The sequence below is a fragment of the Clostridioides sp. GD02367 genome (assembly GCF_045900275.1).
GTDB classification, from domain to species: domain Bacteria; phylum Bacillota; class Clostridia; order Peptostreptococcales; family Peptostreptococcaceae; genus Clostridioides; species Clostridioides difficile_A.
This window is the reverse complement of sequence record NZ_JBJODK010000016.1, coordinates 21,030-40,261: the sequence shown is the minus strand read 5'-3', so window position 1 is coordinate 40,261 and position 19,232 is coordinate 21,030. Positions and strand designations below refer to the sequence as shown.

General features: G+C 48.8%; 21 protein-coding genes and 2 pseudogenes. 1 reads left to right on the top strand and 22 read right to left on the bottom strand.

Going from position 1 to position 19,232, the window contains the following annotated elements:
* Positions 1-11: 11 nt before the first annotated feature.
* The 18 genes and pseudogenes from Q3223_RS17160 to Q3223_RS17075 all read right to left on the bottom strand — a co-directional run bounded on the left by Q3223_RS17160 (position 12) and on the right by Q3223_RS17075 (position 15,813).
* On the bottom strand, positions 12-200 hold the full coding sequence (locus Q3223_RS17160; RefSeq protein WP_347087246.1) for a hypothetical protein: 189 nt from the start codon (positions 198-200) through the stop codon (positions 12-14).
* Positions 197-925, bottom strand: a complete 729-nt coding sequence (locus tag Q3223_RS17155; protein WP_347087244.1) for a DUF4366 domain-containing protein — start codon at positions 923-925, stop codon at positions 197-199. Before Q3223_RS17155 ends, Q3223_RS17160 begins: the two co-directional genes overlap by 4 nt.
* The gene (locus Q3223_RS17150; protein WP_009906239.1) at positions 915-1,172 is read right to left on the bottom strand and encodes a DUF4315 family protein; all 258 of its coding nucleotides are present in this window, start codon (positions 1,170-1,172) and stop codon (positions 915-917) included. Before Q3223_RS17150 ends, Q3223_RS17155 begins: the two co-directional genes overlap by 11 nt.
* 31 nt (positions 1,173-1,203) lie before the next feature.
* Positions 1,204-3,183, bottom strand: a complete 1,980-nt coding sequence (locus Q3223_RS17145; protein WP_407812287.1) for a CD1108 family mobile element protein — start codon at positions 3,181-3,183, stop codon at positions 1,204-1,206.
* Positions 3,171-4,130 (bottom strand): site-specific DNA-methyltransferase, encoded by a 960-nt coding sequence (locus Q3223_RS17140; protein WP_347087239.1) that lies wholly within the window; start codon positions 4,128-4,130, stop codon positions 3,171-3,173. Before Q3223_RS17140 ends, Q3223_RS17145 begins: the two co-directional genes overlap by 13 nt.
* Positions 4,127-6,556, bottom strand: coding sequence for a VirB4-like conjugal transfer ATPase, CD1110 family (locus tag Q3223_RS17135; protein ID WP_347087237.1), 2,430 nt, complete (start codon positions 6,554-6,556; stop codon positions 4,127-4,129). Before Q3223_RS17135 ends, Q3223_RS17140 begins: the two co-directional genes overlap by 4 nt.
* Positions 6,504-6,908: a PrgI family protein gene (locus Q3223_RS17130; RefSeq protein WP_044477104.1), complete on the bottom strand. Its 405-nt coding sequence runs from the start codon at positions 6,906-6,908 to the stop codon at positions 6,504-6,506. The genes Q3223_RS17135 and Q3223_RS17130 overlap by 53 nt, the downstream gene beginning before the upstream one ends.
* A gap of 21 nt (positions 6,909-6,929) precedes the next feature.
* Positions 6,930-7,799, bottom strand: coding sequence for a VirB6/TrbL-like conjugal transfer protein, CD1112 family (locus Q3223_RS17125; RefSeq protein WP_044477105.1), 870 nt, complete (start codon positions 7,797-7,799; stop codon positions 6,930-6,932).
* An 18-nt stretch (positions 7,800-7,817) separates the two neighbouring features.
* Positions 7,818-7,901 (bottom strand): annotated as a pseudogene (locus Q3223_RS17120) (Maff2 family mobile element protein); the annotation flags it as partial.
* Between the two features lie 90 nt (positions 7,902-7,991).
* Positions 7,992-9,662, bottom strand: coding sequence for a recombinase family protein (locus tag Q3223_RS17115; RefSeq protein WP_008394601.1), 1,671 nt, complete (start codon positions 9,660-9,662; stop codon positions 7,992-7,994).
* A complete protein-coding gene (locus tag Q3223_RS17110) occupies positions 9,663-9,860 on the bottom strand; it encodes a hypothetical protein (protein ID WP_002595176.1) in 198 nt (65 codons plus the stop codon).
* 242 nt (positions 9,861-10,102) lie between these two features.
* A complete protein-coding gene (locus Q3223_RS17105; RefSeq protein ID WP_008394605.1) occupies positions 10,103-11,440 on the bottom strand; it encodes a virulence-associated E family protein in 1,338 nt (445 codons plus the stop codon).
* Complete coding sequence (locus tag Q3223_RS17100) at positions 11,409-12,053, bottom strand: CHC2 zinc finger domain-containing protein (RefSeq protein WP_025544160.1); 645 nt, start codon at positions 12,051-12,053, stop codon at positions 11,409-11,411. Before Q3223_RS17100 ends, Q3223_RS17105 begins: the two co-directional genes overlap by 32 nt.
* Before the next feature lie 66 nt (positions 12,054-12,119).
* A complete protein-coding gene (gene mobQ / locus Q3223_RS17095) occupies positions 12,120-13,694 on the bottom strand; it encodes a MobQ family relaxase (protein WP_025544159.1) in 1,575 nt (524 codons plus the stop codon).
* Between the two features lie 109 nt (positions 13,695-13,803).
* On the bottom strand, positions 13,804-14,652 hold the full coding sequence (locus Q3223_RS17090; protein ID WP_025544158.1) for a MerR family transcriptional regulator: 849 nt from the start codon (positions 14,650-14,652) through the stop codon (positions 13,804-13,806).
* A 345-nt stretch (positions 14,653-14,997) separates the two neighbouring features.
* The gene (locus Q3223_RS17085; RefSeq protein WP_117628259.1) at positions 14,998-15,294 is read right to left on the bottom strand and encodes a DUF3847 domain-containing protein; all 297 of its coding nucleotides are present in this window, start codon (positions 15,292-15,294) and stop codon (positions 14,998-15,000) included.
* Positions 15,287-15,628 carry a DeoR family transcriptional regulator gene (locus Q3223_RS17080; RefSeq protein WP_173815595.1) on the bottom strand — a complete coding sequence of 114 codons (342 nt, stop codon included), beginning with the start codon at positions 15,626-15,628 and terminating at the stop codon, positions 15,287-15,289. The genes Q3223_RS17085 and Q3223_RS17080 overlap by 8 nt, the downstream gene beginning before the upstream one ends.
* A complete protein-coding gene (locus tag Q3223_RS17075; protein WP_117536679.1) occupies positions 15,625-15,813 on the bottom strand; it encodes a hypothetical protein in 189 nt (62 codons plus the stop codon). The genes Q3223_RS17080 and Q3223_RS17075 overlap by 4 nt, the downstream gene beginning before the upstream one ends.
* Positions 15,814-16,296: 483 nt before the next feature.
* Here Q3223_RS17075 and Q3223_RS17070 point away from each other — a divergent pair, with 483 nt between their 5' ends.
* Positions 16,297-17,103, top strand: a complete 807-nt coding sequence (locus Q3223_RS17070) for a helix-turn-helix domain-containing protein (RefSeq protein WP_005924756.1) — start codon at positions 16,297-16,299, stop codon at positions 17,101-17,103.
* A gap of 61 nt (positions 17,104-17,164) precedes the next feature.
* Here Q3223_RS17070 and Q3223_RS17065 read toward each other — a convergent pair whose 3' ends face one another.
* From Q3223_RS17065 to Q3223_RS17050, 4 genes and pseudogenes are all read right to left on the bottom strand, one after another.
* Positions 17,165-18,127, bottom strand: a complete 963-nt coding sequence (locus tag Q3223_RS17065; protein ID WP_005927687.1) for a DUF3658 domain-containing protein — start codon at positions 18,125-18,127, stop codon at positions 17,165-17,167.
* Positions 18,128-18,156: 29 nt separating this feature from the next.
* The gene (locus tag Q3223_RS17060) at positions 18,157-18,534 is read right to left on the bottom strand and encodes a TnpV protein (RefSeq protein ID WP_005927690.1); all 378 of its coding nucleotides are present in this window, start codon (positions 18,532-18,534) and stop codon (positions 18,157-18,159) included.
* Entirely contained in the window at positions 18,494-18,766 is a 273-nt protein-coding gene (locus Q3223_RS17055) for a helix-turn-helix transcriptional regulator (protein ID WP_002593556.1), read from the bottom strand. The genes Q3223_RS17060 and Q3223_RS17055 overlap by 41 nt, the downstream gene beginning before the upstream one ends.
* Positions 18,767-18,929: 163 nt before the next feature.
* Positions 18,930-19,082, bottom strand: a pseudogene (locus Q3223_RS17050) (Maff2 family mobile element protein); the annotation flags it as partial.
* Between the last annotated feature and the right edge of the window lie 150 nt (positions 19,083-19,232).

The window sequence follows — 19,232 nt, the reverse complement described above, 5'->3', positions numbered from 1 at the left end:
AAATCCTCCTTTCAGCGTTCCGGCTCGGCTTCTTTTTTCTTCTGTACCTGTTTCAGACAGTACCCCACACAAGGGGACTGCCCCTTATACGGGCAGGAAGCGCAAGCCGGGGGATAAGGAACAGGCGGCGCATTATCACGCCGCCTGTCCGGTTTCTGTATCATCATCTTTTCAAAGGGATTGTCGGTAAACAGGGTCATAGGGTTTCTTCCTCCGTTTCTTCATCTTCGGAAGTTTCCCCGGTATCTGCTTCCGGCTCGTCCTCATCGTAGTCCTCAAATTCAAAATCTTCAAGGTCGGTATCGCCCTTTACATTCTGCTTCGGCTTCATAAACTTAAAGTAGTAGAACGCTGCGCCGCCACCAAGCAGGGCAAAGAGGACTAAGGCAAGCACCACACCGGGATTGCCGCCTTTTTCTTTCGGTTCTTCCGGCTGCTCCGTTGGTGTTGGGGTGGGTTCTTTTCCTGTGCAGCCTGTCATACTGGTAACACATACCGGGCAGGACGTGTTTACCTTTCCGGCTTCGCATTTCTCCGTACAGTTACAGATTTCCGGCTTTTTGGCAGCTTCGCCGTTTTCGGTCAGTGCCATAAGGTCGGCTTCGTCCACTTGATTTAGGAAATGTACGGTCTGTTCCCCCTCGGCTGCCCGGTCAATGAGGATATAGAAATAGTTGCCGCCTTTGGTGGTAACAGTGATAAGCTGCTTATTGCCGCCGTAATCATCAACCAGTGTTGCGTTTCCCTTTGGGGTAAGGGGCGGCGTTTCCTCTTTTTCCTCCACAACTACGTTGCTGTCGTTGGTCGCGTCCTCTGCGGGCGGCTCTGTGGCTGCACCCTGTGCATAGGCAGGGACAGAAAAACCGCCCATAAAGATAAGGGCGGCACAAAGGGCAGTCATGGTCTTTTTCAGTTTATTCTTCATCTGCATTTTCCTCCTGTTCGTTTTCTTCTGCGGGTGCAGCAGTCATGCCGGGAATACCGCCGCCGGACAGCATAGCGTTCAGTTCCTGCGGGGTCAGACGCATAGCTCGTACAAGCTGCACGATTTCAAGGTTTTCCGCTTCGGTTTTCTGCGCTTCCAGTCCTTTTAACTTGTTCTGATACTCTGTGATTTTCTCGCGGGTCTTTGCGATTTCCTTATTGATACGGTCGATTTTGTTCATTGCCATAAATAAATTCTCCTTTCTTTTCGGGGCTGCTTTACCAGTTCATCAGCCCGTAGCCTTTGATACATTGATAGTTTAGGTCATAGCTCTTTATCTTGCAGGCGTCGCCGGAATTGCCCTCAACGGTATAGACGCGGCTGCCGTCCCTGCCAAGCACAAGCCCCACATGGTCGGCAACGCCGTCTAAATCCCAATCGAAAAAGATAGCGTCGCCCGGTGCGATATTCTCATAGCCGCGTGCGCCCCATTGTCCCCTTGACTGAAACCAAGGGATACCCTGCCATTCGCAGCCCGCAAAGCGGGGTTCGCTTTTTCCGGCTTGATTGTAGCACCATGATACAAAACAGGCGCACCATTCCACGCGGCTGTTAAAGCCGTACCAAGACCAGTAAGGGTAGCCGCCCACATTTCCGACTTGCTGCTTTGCAAGCTCCATAAGCTCTTGATTTCCGGGGCGCGTACCGTTTATAAACTCCACGCCGCTTAAATCCTCGGACGGGCTTCCGTCGGGAGAACCGCCGCCGAAAATCAGCGGTTTGTTGCCGCTTGTTTCCAAGTAGACATGGAACATTTCAAGCTGCTGTGGCGTAAGAAGTTCCTCCGCAAGCTCGGAAATCGGCTTGTTTTCCAGTTTGACGTTTAAGATGTGATATTCATAAGGGACTTCCTCGGTTGTGGTTTCCCCGGTTTCCGGGTCGGTGCTTGTTTCGGTGCGGTAGCGTATCTCCACTTCCTCGGTCAGCGTCAAGGTGTACTGCATGGAAAAGATACGTTCAAGCTCGGCTTGTGCGCTCTGCGGGGTGTAGCTCTGTAAGAGGGCGGTCAAGTAAGACGCTAATTCGTGGGGGTTATGCCCGATACTGTCAAGGTCATAGCGGTATTCATCATAGCCGGGGTGGGTGCTTTCAATATTGTCAATCTCACTTTGCAGCCCGTTTTCCAATGCGCCATAGTTGTTTTCAACTGCCACAAGGTCGCTGTCCTCGGACGTGTAGGAAGTGCCAAGCACCCCGTTAGTCAAGCCGGAAAACATAGCCCCGCAAGAGGACAGCCCTGCGGAAATCATAATAAAGAGAAGCAACGCGGCAACTGCAATCAAAATGCCCGCCGGGTGTCTTGCCGCAAATGCGGCGGCTTTCCTTGTTTCCTCGGCGGTTTTTTTCGCCGTCTTTCTTGTGGCTTCCGCTGCGGCTTTTGCCCCGCCTTTCTTTGCCGCCTTTGCATACTGGCGTTTTATCTGCTGTTTCTGCATGAAACGGGAAAGAGGGTTAGAAGTAAGCTGCGGGTTGTCGTGCAGGGTCTTGCGATACTGGAAGTTGACGTTTGCCTTAAATGCTGCCTTTTCTGCCTTTGCCGCTTTCCGGTAAGGTTTCAGCTTATGGCTGCGGTAGCCCTGTTTTAACTTCCTCGCCCCGTATTTCGCGCTGCGCTCGGCAAGTTCCTCCGATTTATGCGCCCCCTCAACGCCGGAATTGTCCTTTTCAACGGAATGTATCTTGTTATGGACGAAAATCCCCGCTTCCTGTGCGGGTCGGGACAGCGGGTTTCCCTTTTTGCTACCGGGTATCGGTTTTTCCTGTTCTTCAAAGCGTAAGTGGGTCTTTGCTTTTCCTGTGGCTTCCTCAAAGGTGCGTTCCCTAACCAGTTTCTTTTGCTTCGGGATAGCTGCCTTTGCCGCGTCCAGTCGGTCAGCGGCTTTGTTTGATTTTTCAATATAGCGTTCCAGTTCCGGCGTTGCCCGTTCCTCGTCGGTAAACTGCAAGCGGGAAGTGGAAGTACGCAAAGCAGTAGCTTCCTGCTCTTTCTTGACTGCCTTTTTGTTTGCCTTTCGGGTATGTGCTGCGTCAAGATGTTCTATGACGCGCTCCGCTGCGGCACTGTCCGGCTGTGAAAAGTCGCTGTCTGCTTCCCGGCTGCTGATACGCTCGGCAGTCTGCTGTGTTTCGTTGACTTCCACCACGCCGTCGCGGGTCATTTTCTGTGTGATTTTATCGCGTGGTTTTAACTGCTTGATAGTCCTGCACCTCCAATCCGCGCCCTCGCAAGGGCGCAATACTCTGCATTTAATTCAATCCCGATATAATGGCGGTCAAGGCTTTTTGCTGCAAGCCCGGTCGTGCCGCTTCCAAAAAACGGGTCTATGACAATCCCGCCTTTGGGGCAGCCTGCCAAGATACAGGTTTCCGCTAATTTCGGGGGAAAAGCTGCAAAATGCGCCCCTTTATATGGGACAGTGTTAATCAGCCACACGTCCCGCTTGTTCCGCGTGGTCGGCATGAGCGCGTCGTCATAGTAGCCACCGTCCCGCGGTCGGTTTAGTCCCTGCACCTTTCCTTGTCCGGGGATTTCCTGTATGTATTTGCTGTTGGTGCTGCGCGCCCTGCGGTACCGTTCTGCGGTAGTAGGTGCTAAGGGTTCCGCAATGGCGGCAGCGTCATAGTAATATTTCTTTTCCTTTGAAAGCAAAAAGATATGTTCATAGCAGCGGGTCGGGCGGTCTTTGCAGCTTTCCGGCATAGGGTTTTGTTTCTGCCATATAATATCGCTCCGCAGATACCACCCCTGTTCCCGCAAGGAAAACGCTAAGAGCCAGGGAATACCGATTAAGTCCTTTTGCTTGCAGCCGGTAACGCGGCTGTTCCTTGCAATCCGCTGCCCGGTGCGCCCCTTTGGGTTTTTCGGGTCAGCATAGCCGCCTTTATTTCCTGTGCCGCAATAGGTGTCTGCAATATTCAGCCATAGCGTACCGTCCTTTCTAAGCACCCGGTAAAGCTCGCTAAAAACAGCGGTCAGCCTGTCAATATACTGTTCCGGCGTGTCCTCCTGTCCGATTTGTGCGTCAAGCCCATAGTCCCGCAGCGCAAAGTAGGGCGGGCTTGTAACGCAGCAATGGACGCTTTCACTGGGTAATTCCTGCAAAGCACAAAGCGCGTCCCGGTTGATAATCACGTCTGTTTTCATAGGCTGCTCACTTCCTCCGGCTTCGTCGTCATAATGCGGTAAAGCTCGGTATCTTTCGGGAAACGGTCTACAAAAGGCAGCACCACATTCCCATAGAAGATAAGCCCCTCGCCCGCTTCGGTGTGGGTAACATACTTCATCTGCTGCGGGGAAATATTAAGCTGCTTTGCAAGGATAGTACGGTCGCCCTGCGCTTGATTGAGCATGAGAACAAAATCGCTGTTTTCAAAGATATTTTCCACCTCGCGGCTTGCCAAGAGGTCTTTGACGTTCTGCGTAATGGCTGTGGGGATACCGCCCCATTTACGGAAACGCTTCCAAATCTCCACGCTGTAAGCTGCCGTCTGTTCCTCTTTTAAGAGCAAGTGAAACTCGTCCATATAGTAGCGGGTGGATTTCTTTTCTGCCCGGTTGATGGTAACGCGGTTCCATATCTGGTCTTGCACAATGAGCATACCTAACTTTTTGAGCTGTTTTCCAAGCTGCTTAATATCAAAGCAGACAAGGCGGTTAGAAAGCTCCACATTCGTTCTGTGGTTGAATACATTAAGGCTGCCGGAAACATACAGCTCCAATGCTGCCGCAATGCGGGCAGTTTCCGGCTCCGGCTGCTTTAACAGTTCGTCGTAAAGGTCGCCCAAGATAGGCATTTTCTCCGGTACAGGGTCAGCAAGATAGTCCCGGTACACATTCCTTACGGCGCGGTCAATGACGGTCTTATCAACAGGCTGCAAGCCCTCCTTGCCGCCAATCACAAGCTCGCAGAGGGAAAGGATAAAATCACTTTTCAGTGCAAGGGGGCTGTCGTCCTCGCTGTAATTGAGGTTCATATCCATAGGGTTCACATACTGGGGCGTACCGTCCATGCCTTTCCCTGTCGGGGATAACCGTATCACTTGCCCGCCAAGCCGCTTTACAAGGGCAAAATATTCCGCTTCCGGGTCGCAGATAAAAATATCGTCGTCGGTAATAAGAAAAGCATTTGTGATTTCCCGCTTTGCCGCAAAGGATTTTCCGCTGCCCGGTGTTCCCAAGATTAAACCGTTGGGATTTTTAAGCTGCTTGCGGTCGCAGAGTATCATGTTGTTGCTTAAAGCGTTCAGCCCGTAATACAGGGCAGCCCCGGTCTGAAATAGCTCCTGCGTGATGAACGGGATAAAAATAGCGGTGCTTGATGTGGTAAGTCCCCGTTGTATCGGGATAAGGTTCTCCCCCAAAGGGATAGAGGACATCAGCCCCGCTTCCTGCTGATAGTCAAGACGGGTCAAGGCGCAGTTGTATTTCTGTGCAATGCCCGCCGCCGCAAAAATGTCATTTTCCAGTTTCCGCTTCGTGTCTGCCATGTTTACCACAAGGAATGTGAGAAGAAACATTCGCTCGTTGCGGCTCTGTAAATCCTGCAACAAATTCTTTGCTTCGTTTCCAAAAGTGGCAAGGTCGGACGGGATTATATCCATATCGTAACCGCTTCTAACCGCTTTTTTCTGTTCCTCAATCTTCATCTTGTCAAGGTCAGTGATTTTTCGCTTAATGGTCTTGATTGCTTCCGACTGGTCGATACTTTTAATGTGAAGATTTACAATAACGCCCGTTTCCAAATCAAGCATATCTGCTAAGATACGGTCGTTCAGCTCAGGGGCAAGGATTTCAAGGAACGATACCGCACCCGTCTTTTTCCCCATAGCAAAATAACGTCCCTCGCCAAAACGGAAAGAGGACGGGGCGATAAAATCCTTTGTAGATAGCCCCGACGGGGTAAGCCAGTCAAAGGAAAAGGAGAACGGCTCGCCCTCCGGGTGGAATACCCCATGCAGCACCTTTAAGCGTTCATAGCCGGATAAGGGGCGGGCAGTTACGCCAAGCACCTTGAAATTGTTAAGCACGTCGGTTTCGATACGGGAAAGCCTTGACTTTGCAGCCGCTTTGTTATCGGCTTCAACAGTAAAGGTAATGTATTTGTGCTTCACAAGCCCGTTGTTGCCTTTACTAAGCTGATTTTTCAGCATATCCGAATACTCGGTGCGGATAGAGTTAAAAGCGTCATTTTGCGGCGGGATATGGATTGCCCGCGCTGCCTGTTCCTGCTGTGAGCCTTGATTGATAAAAGAAAGCTGCACGTTCACGCTCGCGTCAAAGTAGTTGAGAAAATCGCACCAGTTTTCAAAAATGGCGGTCTTATCGTCTGCCTGTGCAAGCTGATAGTTAATGTCCTCAAAAGCAATGCTCTTTGAATATTTCCGCTGCGCCACTTTGCAGATACCGTCCGGGTACATGGCAAGGTAGGGAATGGTCTGCTGTGCGGTGTGGGCTTTGCCGTCCCCCTTTGCCTGCCGGATAACCGCCGCTATCTGTTTCTTTTCCGCGCGGGTCAGCTTACGCCTGTTTCCTGCGGCTTCCCGCGTCTTTTTTGTCTGTCCTTTTGACAATCGCTGATACCTCCTTTTCTAATGCCCGCTGTTTCTCCAAGAGTGCATATAGGTTTTCTGTCTGATACGGTCGCACTTTGGGGCGGGTAAATTTTGTCTGAATGATGTTCTTTATTACCACTTCAAGGGGCTGCCCATGCTTTTCATACATGGCAACCAAGAAGCAGGGAAGCATGACGACAATCATTACCATTGCCGCAAGGCTCGTCCCTGCGCTGTCTTTGAGCAAAAAGAAAAGCGGCAGTCCTATAAGAAGTGCCACTGAAAAACAAAGGATTTGCCGCTTTGTCAGATTGAAAGCGACTTTTGTTTTGACTTTGGAAAGGTCTTTGGGTACAGGTACATACGCCAAGAAAAAACCTCCTTTCTGCCCTTAGTGGGCGTTGAATATGGATTTTGCCAGTGCGCCGGATTTGAACAGGGAGAAACAGAGGATAACGGTATAGGCTGCAAGGGAAAAAATCGCGCTGTGCAGATTGTCCGCTAAGACCATTTCGCCTACTAAAACCGCATAAATGCCGACGCATATCATAATGAGGAAGCCTTGAAAGCCCAGTGCAAACAGCCCCTTTAGGTAGTTGTTCCCAATCTGTCCCCATTCCCGGTTTGTCATGGTAGCAAAAGGGATAGGGGAAACGGAACAGTAGGCGTATATCTCAATCATTCTGCCGTAGAGGATAACGGTTATCAGTACGGACATGATTTTCATACAAAGGCTTACAAGGCTCGTTTCCATGACAAGTAACAGTAGTTCGGGGATTTCCATATCTTTTAGTCCCTCCTGCATGGCGGCAAGGGCTTCGGTTACGTCGATATTCGTATCGCCGCCGATAACCCCCGCCGCGCCGGAAACGATATGCTGTGCCATATCAAACACCGCCATTGTTATATCAAAGGTATGCGTTACCAAGAAAACGGCAACAAAGGCTTTGAAAAACCATTTGAAAAACATAAACGTGTCAACATCGTGCATATTGTTTTTTTCCGTTACCATGCTGATAAGCTCATAACAGAGGACATAGGTAATGACAAGCCCCGCAATGGGTACAATCACATTTTCCGACAGATTTTGTATCATGCTGAAAATGTTTGCGTTCCACCCCTGCGGGGTCTTGCCTACCTCCGCTGCAATGGTGCCTACTTTTTCGTTTACGTCCCCGAACATAGTTGACAGATTACCGTTTATCGCGCCGATAAGGATTTCCTTTATCCATTCGTTAATCGCGTCAAGTATGCTCTCCATAGGCTACCCTCCGTAAACTTATCCGAACAGACCGGAAAGCAGAGGTACAAGGATAGTGCCGATAAGGGCAACACCGCCGCCCGCCATAAGCTGTTTTATCCCCAATTAGGTGTAAAACTCTGCTCGATGGCGGGCGGCGGCGTACAAAAAATCTATATGGTGTTTTTAAGAGAACCGTCCCGGCGGGACAGGTCAGGCAGTGACCTGTTCCACCTCCGGGATGGGTTTGAGATTAAAATGAATTTCGATAGAAATGTGTCTTGTTTTATCTTCGTCAATGCGCTCATGCACGACGATTTCTTTGATTAAGCGGTTGAGGGTGGCTGCGTCCAGTTCTGTAATGTTGGCGTATTCCTGAATGGCTTCCACCCATTGTTTTGCGTCATTGGCAAGCTGGACTTCATCGGACAGCCGCTTTCTGCCCTCGGACACTTTTGTTTTAAGTTCCGTCTGCTCGGTCTGTGTCTTTTCCAGCATGGTGTTGAAGTTCTGCTCACTGATACGCCCTGCAATCATATCTTCATAAAGCCGCATTACCATTTTGTCCAGAACCTCAATCCGTTCCTCGTCCCTTGTAAGGGAGCGTTCCATTGCTTCCCGCTGTTCCCGCTGCTCGGCTTCACAGGTATTGGTCAGGCGGTCAGCAACCGCTTTCCCGTCCATCAGGGCAGCTCTGGCACATTCCCGGATTTTCCGCAGCACATGACTGTAAAGGGTGTCATAATCAATCCGGTGCTGGGTGCAGTGGTTCTTTCCAAAGGCATTGTAGGTCTTGCAGGAGTAAATCTGCTGGGGATGTTTTGCGTTTGTGTAGCGTACCGTCAGAGACTTCCCACACTCGCCGCATTTTATCAGTCCGGCAAACAGGCTGATTTCATTGGTCTGCCCCGGACGCTGGCGGGATTTCAGCTTGTTCTGCACAATGTCAAAGCTCATGCGGTCAATCAGCGGTTCATGCTGTCCTTCCACTACAATCCAGTCCTCCGGCTTCTTTTCCCCAATCGTGCCGATTTTGAAACGGTAGTCCTTTTTCTGGGAAGCAATCGCCCCAGTGTAAACGGGATTCATCAAAAGGTCTTTGATAACGGAAAAGTCCCACATATACCGCCCGTTTTCCGGGTCTTTCTTTTCCCATTTGGTGCGGGTATTGCGAAGCCCCCGTTCCCGGTTCCACCATGTGGGGCAGGGGATTTTTTCTTCCTCCAGCCGTCTGCGGATATAGTTCGGACCATGACCGTTTAGGGCATATCCGAAAATCAGCCGCACAATCGGGGCGGTTTCCTCGTCAATGAGCAGATGGTTTTTGTCCTCCGGGTCTTTCCGATACCCAAACGGGGCAAGACACCCGGTAAACTGTCCTTTCTGCGCTTTCAGAAGATAAGAGGAATGGACTTTCTTGGAAATATCCTTGCTGTACATCTCGTTCAGGATATTCTTGAACGGGGCGATGTCGTTGTTATCCCGCAGGGTGTCGATACCGTCATTCATGGCGATATAGCGGACACCGTTTCTTGGGAAAAAGTCCTCAATCAAATGCCCTGTTTGCAAATAGTTACGCCCCAGTCGGCTGAGGTCTTTCGTGATGACAAGGTTGATTTGCCTGCGCTCAATGGCTCTCAACATTCTCTGTAAATCAGGACGCTCCATATTAAGACCTGTGAAGCCATCGTCCTGATAGACTGCCACAACCTCCCATCCCTGCTTTTCGCAGTATTTTTCCAGCATATCACGCTGGTTTGCGATACTGGCACTTTCGCCTTGCAGGTCATCGTCCTTTGACAGCCTGCAATAGACCGCCGCACGATAGCCCCCGGCAAGTGCTGAACCGATTGTTCTGTATTCCATTTCGTTCATCATAGCCATTTACCCACACAATCCAGACGGTATCTGGCTCTGTTGAACCTCATCTTCATTATACTTCAAATCTTTCTTTTTAGCAAGATATTCTTTTGTATTTGTTTTGCCGTATTTCTGGGAAATCAGGCTGACGAACACATCGGTGGCGTCCAGTTCCCCGTCAAATACGGTTGTCACTTCAATCTTGGTCTTATTTTTCGCCATAGGCAGTTATCCTCCATACATGAAAATAGCCAGACAGAGAACGGTCGGCAACGAAGTCCGGCAACGGGCTTCAAAAGACCTTGCAAACAATCTCAATCTGGCGTTGATTACTATTTATACTTTTCTTTTATTTTTCTGTTGTTTTGGTTGTCAGAGAGGGAAAAAGCCCGGAAATAAGGGATTTTCCCCGGCAACCGGCTCGGCAACGGGATAGCAACGAAGTCGGCAACGGGCTGTCATTTTCAGAATGGAAGCTCCATCTGCTCTGTGACCTCCACAAAACCGTCCATAGATTTTTCGGGCGGGTTGTCGGTGTCCGTTGCCGGGATTTCACGCTCCCAGCCCTTTTGTCTGCCGTATTCCGCAAACATCCTCGGATTGGAAAAGTAGTTCCACCCGGTAATGCACTGGTTCATTATCTCGTTGATTTCCCGGATTTCCCATTGCTTCGGCTCATCAAAGGTGTGGTTTAAGGCTTCCTTGTAGAGCTGCTTGGAGCAGACCGTTTCCCCGGTGTACTTATCAAGGTAAGCCTGTATCATCCCGGCTTTGGTGTCCTCCGGCATAAAATCCCGCTGGTGTTCTTTGAGATACCGCTGCATGGCTGGGCTGAATGACAGCTTGAACATGCCGCTTCGGTAAATCTCCATTGCTTCCGCCCACATCTGGCTGATATAGGCTCTGGAAGCGGCTTCGTCCTCCAAAATGTGAACCTCGGCTTGCTCCGGGTACACCATGACCGGGATAAATCGGCGGTTGCCGGAACGGTCAAGGGGGAGAAAGTCAAGGGCGTTGGAAGTGCCGCCGAACACGCATTGACGGGGGCGGTCTGCCGGGTGAGTTTCATAGGGAATTTTGTAAACCTCTTTCTGGCGGCTTAGAAAGGACTTGATTTCCTCAATGCTCTTGGCATTGGCGGTTGCCATCATTTCCGACATTTCAATTATCCAGTGACCTTGCAGCTTGCGGTACACGTTATCATCGTCCAGCTTCCGCAAATCATCGGAAAACCACTCGTCCCGGACTGCCAGCAGCCGGAAGAAGGTGGATTTGCCAGCCCCCTGACCGCCTACCAGACACAGCATGATTTCAAACTTGCTTCCGGGCTTAAATGCCCTTGTAATCGCCCCCAGCATGAACAGCTTCAAGGCTTCATAGGTGTAATCGTCCACATCAGCTCCCAGAAAGTGCCGCAGACAGAAGCGGATGCGCTCAGTCCCGTCCCATGCAAGGCTGTTCAGAAAATCCCGGATGGGGTGGTACTTATTCTCATTCGCCACAATCCCGATGGCGGTTTCAATCTTTTTCTCACTGGTAAGCCCGTAGGTTTCCTCCAGATAGAGAAGCAGATACTTCATGTCCGTATCGGTCAGGGCTGTGCTTTCTCTGTGAAAACCGATGGGCTTTATGATGTCCTTGCGGTCGGTCAGGATGTTGTAGGCGATTGCCCCGGCAAGCACAGGGTCACGCTGGAATACGGTCAGGCAGTTCCGTATGCTCTGGCGGACGCCGCCTTTCTCGGTGGTTTCCAGAGTTGCCTTTACTTCCTCAACGCTCTGGGGCGGCTGCATGGCGTTCATGGTGTTTTTTAGTTCTTGCTGCGTCTGCGGCTGCAAGCTCTGCCATTCGCTGTTCAAGCTGTATCACATCCTTTCCGTAGTCCATAATCAAAACCGCTTTTTCCTCTGTCTCCCCGAACAGCAGCACATCCAGCAGATATTCCACATGGGCTTGCTTCTGCAAGGCTTCCACGAACCGGGGATGAAACGCTTCCTCCGGGGAGTGCGGGGCATAGTCGGTTTTCCATACCCGTAAGAGGTGTAGATAATCGGCAAGGACACGGAAGCAATGTGCCTTTGCTTCCCGGAACTGTTCTTCCGGGGATTTCTGCCGGGGCTTGGGCTTCCTTGCCCTGCCCGGTGGCTTCCAGTCCTCATAGGCAAGCCCGAAGTCACTCGCCAACTGTGCGGCGGCTTCCTTTTTCCCCAGCCCGTACAGGGCAGCTACAAAATCAATCACATCCCCATCTGCACCACATCCGAAGCAGTGGAAACGCTTGTCCAGCTTCATGCTGGGGGTCTTATCGTTGTGGAACGGGCAGCAAGCCATCCCGTTTCTGTTTACCCGGATTCCGTAATGCTCCGCAGCCTGTCTTGTCGTAACGGACTGCTTCACAGCTTCAAATACATTCAAATCAATTCCTCCTTGTAAAAAAGAAAAGGCACTTATCATTCTCAATCTGAAAATGGCAAGTGCCTGTTAAAGTTCCATATCCTGTTGTTTGTGTTTCGTCTGCGCCGGGGCGTTTTTCTGTGCTTTCTTCTCGTCAGCCTTATCCTGCAAGACTTCTTTGAGGGGCTGCTTCTTGGGCGGCTCTTTGCTTTCCTCTGTGCCGGGTGTGGCTTTCCGTACCCAGTAGCGGATGTCCCGCAGCTTCTTCAAATCTTCCTGCACCTCGGTCAACGGTACTTTCAAGTCTGCGATTTCGCCCACAAGCTTCGCCTGTTCCTGCAAAAGCTCCTTTTTCGTGCTGTCCTTATCATCCGGGTGCTTGGCAAGGTAGGCACTGGCTTTCTCAAACCGGGCAACCTCCGGGTGTTCCAGCTTGAATTTTTCCTTAGTTTTCTTGAAAAATATCTTCTGGTATTTCTCATAAACGGGCTTACATTCCTTACAGTCCGTCCGGGCGGCAAGGATAGCGTCAATCACGTTGCTGCGGGTTTCCTTTGGCTTCATCTGCTTTCGGTAGTCGGCGGCAGATTTCCCGGACGTTTCTATAAAGTTTTCCAAATCCTCCACGGTGGAAAGTCCCTTTCTCTGAAGATAGGACAGGGCTTCGCTGACTGCCTTTAAGTCTTTGGAAGTTCCACGGTTTTGTCCCGCCCGTGTCCAGTCGCTCCGTTCTGCCTTTCGTACCTCCATGTACTTCATCAACAGATTGGGAAGAAATACCGCTTCCTCCGCAGCTTTTTCCGCAAGCAGTTCTTTTCGTTTTTCACTAAGCTCGATAATCCAGCCTTTGAGATTTTTAATAAGCTGCCGGATAGACTTCATCAGGCTGTTGGCGGCTTTGATTTCCCGGTTCAGATTTCCGATGTTGGTCTGAATCCCTCGCTTTTCCATCTGCCGGACAGCAGCACCCTCATGGACGGTAGGGATAATATCAAGCCCCTGTCTTTCATAAGAACGGAGATCCACCCGCTCCGGGCGGTTGTTGGCTTCCAGATAGCGGTTCTGGATGATCTCCCATTCATGCCGCCAGATTTCACAATACTTGCGGTCGTTCCAGTCAACCGTATCTTCCTTGTGACTTTTCCATCTGCCGGACGGAAGTTTTATCCGTTCCCCGTTCTCGTCAAGGTCATAAACCTTGCGGCTCTTGGGAAGCCATTTCCCATGTTCATCCATTGCCCGCATAGTCAGCATGACATGAGCGTGAGGGTTTCCGTCCCCTTTGTCATGGATGGCAAAATCCACGCACATTCCTTTGGAAACAAACTGCTGATTGCAGAAATCCCGGACAAGGGCGGCGTACTGGTCGGGCGGTATCTCTCTGGGAATGGAAAGCACCCACCGCCTTGCAAGCTGGGAGTTCCATTGCTTCTCAACAGCTTCGGCGGCGTTCCATAAGGTATTGCGGTCTGCATACTCTGGCGGGGCATTTGCCGGGAGCAGGATTTCATTATGGACGATACCACGCTTTTCTGGGTAGTGCTTCACTTGCTGGTCGTATTCACAGAACAGCTTTTCGCCGCTTTGGTAAGCAGCGGCGGCAACAGCAGACTGGCGGTTGCTACGCTGGACGATGGAGATTTGATTGTGTGGACAGGGCATTTAGTGTTCCTCCTTTCCGATTTTAGGTATAAAAAAAGCAGGAGACCTTTTTCAGATTTCCTGCTTGGTGTGCCGCTGGGGGCGGCGGGTATTTAGTTAAAATTCAAGATTACTTAACTTTATAATAGTTTTCTATTGCCTGTGCAAAGAAATCAGAAGCCCCTTCACCGTATTTTTCGTCTATCATTGGTTTGATTTGTTCATTGCGGTAATACTGCGTCTGTGCCATCATAAAGCCTTTTTCTTCTTTTATCTGGGCAAGCTGTTTCATAACAAAGCCATATTCTCCAACAAGCTCTTTTACTTCAAAAGAATCTATGTCACAATTCTGTTTTGCAATCAGTTTTTGCAAAATCGCTTCTATCCGTTTGTTATAGCTTTCTGCAACTTCTTTGCTGACGGGAGTTCGGGCAACAGACAGAAACTTGTCCTTTCCACCATACCATTCAACTACCTTTGCATAGCCTTTCTGCATTTCTTCCGAAGATACGACTTCCATATAATGCTTTTTCCATTGTTCAATGCTACCAAATTCTTTAATTGCAATGTTTCTCATATTCTCCGGCATATGCTCAAGCATGGTTTGGAACATTTCTTCTACTTCTGTTTTGGTAAAAATTGTAAAATCCATTTTGTTCTCTCCTTTCAGAATGTCATCAATGCTGGCAATCAGACGTTCCATTCGTTCTTTCTTTGTTACCAACATTTTTCGCTGTACTTGTAGAATCTGATTTCTTTCAAGAGCCGGATTGTCCAAAACAGCTTTGATTTCTTTCAAGGAGATATCAAACTCACGGAAAAATAAAATCTGTTGTAATGTTTCCAGTGCCTTATCGTCATAAAGCCGGTATCCCGCATCACTTTTTTCTGTTGGCTTTAACAACCCGATTTCATCATAATAGTGAAGCGTGCGAACGCTGATACCTGTTAAATCTGATATTTCTTTTACTGTCCTCATAGCTGCTGACCTCCTGTTCCTGATAAGGTAACTTTAATCTATGACGTTCCGTGAGAGTCAATAGGCATTTTCATTTTTTAGTATAACATTTTTCATTTCTTCTCAAAAGACAGAAAACTGATTCTGTAAAACTTGTCGGCTGGGAACAGCTTGCAACGCAAGGTGTCCCCAGATGGCAAGTCCACAAAAGGGTAGCTGGCGAAAGCCAGCGCAGGGGAAGTGTAGCGTCCCCTGTTTGATTTGGAGCAGTCCGTGGCTGCGGAAAATCACAGCCCTCCGGCGAGGAGCCTTCGGAGAACGCAATGCACCAACCTTTGGGTGGTGTATAATTGCGCCCTTAGTAAACTAAGGGGTTTCCAGCTTCTCCCGTTCCAGCAGTTTTTTCAATAGTTCCTGCGTGTCCTGCCTGTGAAAAATGAGTTTCAACAGCAGCATGACATCATCATCTGTCAGGCGTTCCGGCTCTTGCAGAAAACTTTCCAGCATACCGCCACGAGTACAGAGCCGATGCGTCCGTTCCTTTCGGGTAAGCTGCTTCAACTGGTGCTGCAATGCCTTTTCATCATTGATGGCTTTCCGCAGTTTCTTTTCGCTTTTTTCCAACTCCCGGTTGAGCTTTTCCAGTTTTGAGGTATCAGGCAAGGGCAGCGTCCTCCTTTCCCGGTATCAGCACATAAATCCTGTTTGGTTTTCCAATGCCCTGACGCACCCGCATGATAAGTCCGGCGGTTTCCAGTTCATTCAGAGAACGCTTGACCGTCATGGGGCTGCGGGACAGGACTGCGGCAATGGCTGTGATGGGGAAGCAGACAAACAGGATTCCGTTCTCGTCCTCCTTCCCTTTGGATAGCATAGCGTCCAGCATCCGGCAGTACATGACCTTTGCGGTGCTGCTGACTGGAAATCCTGTCAACGCTCTGGGAAATGGCATACAGGGCGGTAATGGTGTGTCTATCGTCATAAATTCAAAATTCATTCGGTGTGTTCCTCCTTTTTCTTTGCTCGTTTGGATAAATAACAGGGGCAGTCAATCACAACCGCCCGGAAGCTCTGCTTGCACCCATGCTGGCATTTCCGGCATAATTCGTTGTAAGTGACACGCCCCCGGTCATTGAGGTAAAAGGAAAGCTCATGCTTCCTCTTTTTGCTCATTCTCGGCATATTGTGTTTCCTCCCGTTTTAGTGTATGGTCTCGGGGCGATTTTCGGCAAAATTACAGCCATAGAGCCGCTTAAAATCTCCCGAAGTATCAGCGATAGGGTAGACTATCCCCCTATCAGATTGTCGTGTTTCGGTATCATTTCGGTGTCAGTTCGCCAGTTCTCCCCGGTGTCGTTCCTCCCCTGAATCTCACAGCGGCGTATCGCTCCCTTTGGTACGCTCGTTTCGGTCAGGGTTCCTCCATATCCCTGCCAAAATTCATGGCGCTACATCGCCGGGGAAGCATATCCCACACAGGCTGGTCATTCGATTGGAATAATCCATCGATGAACTACCTGTATCATAGAACATTTTTGTGCCCTGTGCCGTATGTCCACAAAGTAGGAATTAAGGGTAAAAATCAGAAATTTCCACGATTACGGAAAGTGTGATATAATCCAGATAAGCGGCAGCAATGAAACCGTTGGAAAGGAGCGTGTGCCCATGAAAGGAGCAACAAGCATACAGGAACGCCTTTGGGAACTCCGCAAGGACAAAGGCTTAAATCTGGAAGAACTATCAAAGCTAACGGGTATTTCTAAATCAGCCCTTGGCAGTTATGAAAAAGAAGATTTTAAGGAAATCAATCATGGCAACCTTATCACGCTGGCAGACTTCTATGGGGTTTCCGTCGATTATCTGCTGTGCCGGACAGAGAACAGGGAGCAGATCAACACGCCACTGACGGAGCTGCATTTGAACGATGAAATGGTTGCACTTCTGAAAAGCGGACGGATCAACAACCGTCTGCTCTGCGAACTTGCCACCCATAAGGACTTTATCAAGTTTCTTGCGGACATTGAGATTTATGTGGATGGGATTGCCACCATGCAGATTCAAAACCTCAACACCCTTGTCGATACTGTCCGGCATGAAATCATAGAACGGTATCGCCCTGGCGAAGATGACCCACATTTGAAAGTGCTGCAAGCCGCCCATATCAGTGATGATGAATATTTCAGCCACATGGTTCTGGATGACCTAAACCTGATTATCCGGGATATTCGGGAAACCCATAAAAAGGATAGTGAGAGTGCGCCCCAGACCACTGTTGCCAATGAACTGAAAGAAAATCTGGAAGCGGTCGAAAATTTCAAGGGCAGCCGTTTGGAAAAACTGGCAGTGCTTTACTGCAAGCAGCTCGGTATCAACTATAAAAATCTGTCAGATGAAGAATTTCGCTGGCTTATTCGGATTCTCCAAAAATCAAAGAAAACGGGAACGCCTATCAACCAGAGGAAAAAACGGTAAAGGAAAACCGCTGTTGCATGGTTTGTTGGATTCCATGTAGCAGCGGTTTGTGCTGTGGTTATTACTTCATTCGTTTTCTTAATATTCGGCGATAATTTGTTTCTCCCTTTGGTGCGTCCTGTATAATTTCCAACACACCATCTTCAAGCATTTTATCAATGCGATTGGAAATCCATACATCACTAATTCCAAGTTGATATTTTCCTAAAACATTACCTATGACAATAGCCATTTTGAATTGCTCTGGCTGTTCCGCAATTTCACGAAGAATGAAACTATCATATATATCTTCTGAAACGCTTTGCAATTTACCATTTAACATTGCACGCAAAGGTGCATTTTCATTTTGAAGTTGATTCCATTTCATAGCACAAGCTGAAAGAAATACAGGATTAGCTTTCTCTTGTAGAGTTATATAGTTTCCCCATTCGCCAGGAGAGACCTCGCCCCATGCTATTTTGGATGTCATAGTATTTTCTTTTCCATATTCCCATGTAGGTAACTTAACCAAATAAATTGTTGTCTGGCAGTTTAAGGGTTGAAGTTGTTTCATAAGCCAATACATACCACAAAGCTCATCTGGATTATAGCTATACCAAATGCGAATTTCTTCCCCAGCTACATATCGTTCAATCACTGAGGTCAATGTAGTTTTAATTTTCTGTATTTTTTCTTCAACCTGATAATCTAAATCCTCTACAAAGCAGACAGACAGCATTTTCTTGAAAACATTTTTCCGCTGTTCGCCAATTCCATTATCAGAAATATCTCCCACACTAAGAGCCATATCAAAACAATAAACATCACAGCTCTTGCCTCCCAATGGAATAGCATTCTCCCAAGCAATGCGTTCTTGTTCCTGTGCTTGAAGCTGTGCTTTTTTCATTTCATCTGAAGATGGAACACTCCCGTCTTCATGCCTCATAAATATTGAAACAGCACTTCCTCTATACTTTCCCTTGCCGTAAGTTTGGGCAATTTTCAAACTTCCACAGGCACTTTCACCAAATACAATTTCAATCATCTTATATACCTCCGATTTAATTGCTCCCGTTATGAATAAATCATCTCATGCAAAACAATTTCTTCTGCCCGGTTATGAATGTTATTGCAACGCTGCACCCATTCCATTTGGTGGGTACGCTTCAATTCCTCGGTTACGCCCTCGGCAGTTTTCATCTGCTCCATGATGGTGTCTAACCGTTCCTGTGCCTGTTCGTTCAGGTCTGCAAGATATGTCCACAATTCCCCGGTCAGTATCAATGTATTCAATCTGGCTGGGTGGACTTCCCTTAAATATTCCCGGTGCATCCGTCCGTACTTTCCGATAGGGCGGTGTTCCTCCGGCAGTTTCAAGTCCGGGATGTAATAATCTCCGACAAGGATATAATCAATTCCGTTTTCCGTTATTCTTGGTTTCAATTCGCTCATGTTCCTTACCTCCTGTGGAAGCAGGCTCGTCTGGTACTAACTCAATCACATCGGTAATCTCACAATTCAGCGTTTCGCAGATACGGGCTAATGTATCCATGCTGATGTGCTTTCCCTCTTTGCTCATGTTGGCAATCATATTTGTTGTCATACCAGCGGCAAGCCTTAAATCCTCTTTTCTCATATCACGCTCTAACAGTGTGTGCCAGAGTGGTTTATAGCTGATGTGCATATTGTTTTCCTGCCTTTCTATCCATACCACCGGGGCGGCTGCCCCGGCAGGAACTTTTCTCTTATTATAGCACCAATCTTGTGAAATCACAATTTATTCTTGTAGCCTGCCGCTGATACCGTCTGGATTGTGCTCTTCCTTTCGTTTTTTGTTCCAACTAATTAGCCATGAACTGCTTAATGCCCTGTGATTTTGCACCCGGATTGTCGTTTCCATATCCCTCTAAGAGATTGATAACGCCCCAAATGCCTAAGCCTGCGCCCAGTGCGATAACAAGGGTCTGTAATACGTCGATAGCAGAGTTAAAAAATTCCATAAAGCTCCTTTCTGCCGCAAATGCGGCTTGCCCCCTAAAAAGGGCATAAAAAACGGCGGTCAGTTTTCAAACTGCCGCGGTCGTAAGTCCCCACGCTGCGTAAAATTCTGCCGCGCGGCGGTATTCAGTTTTTAAGTGTGGGCGTTATGG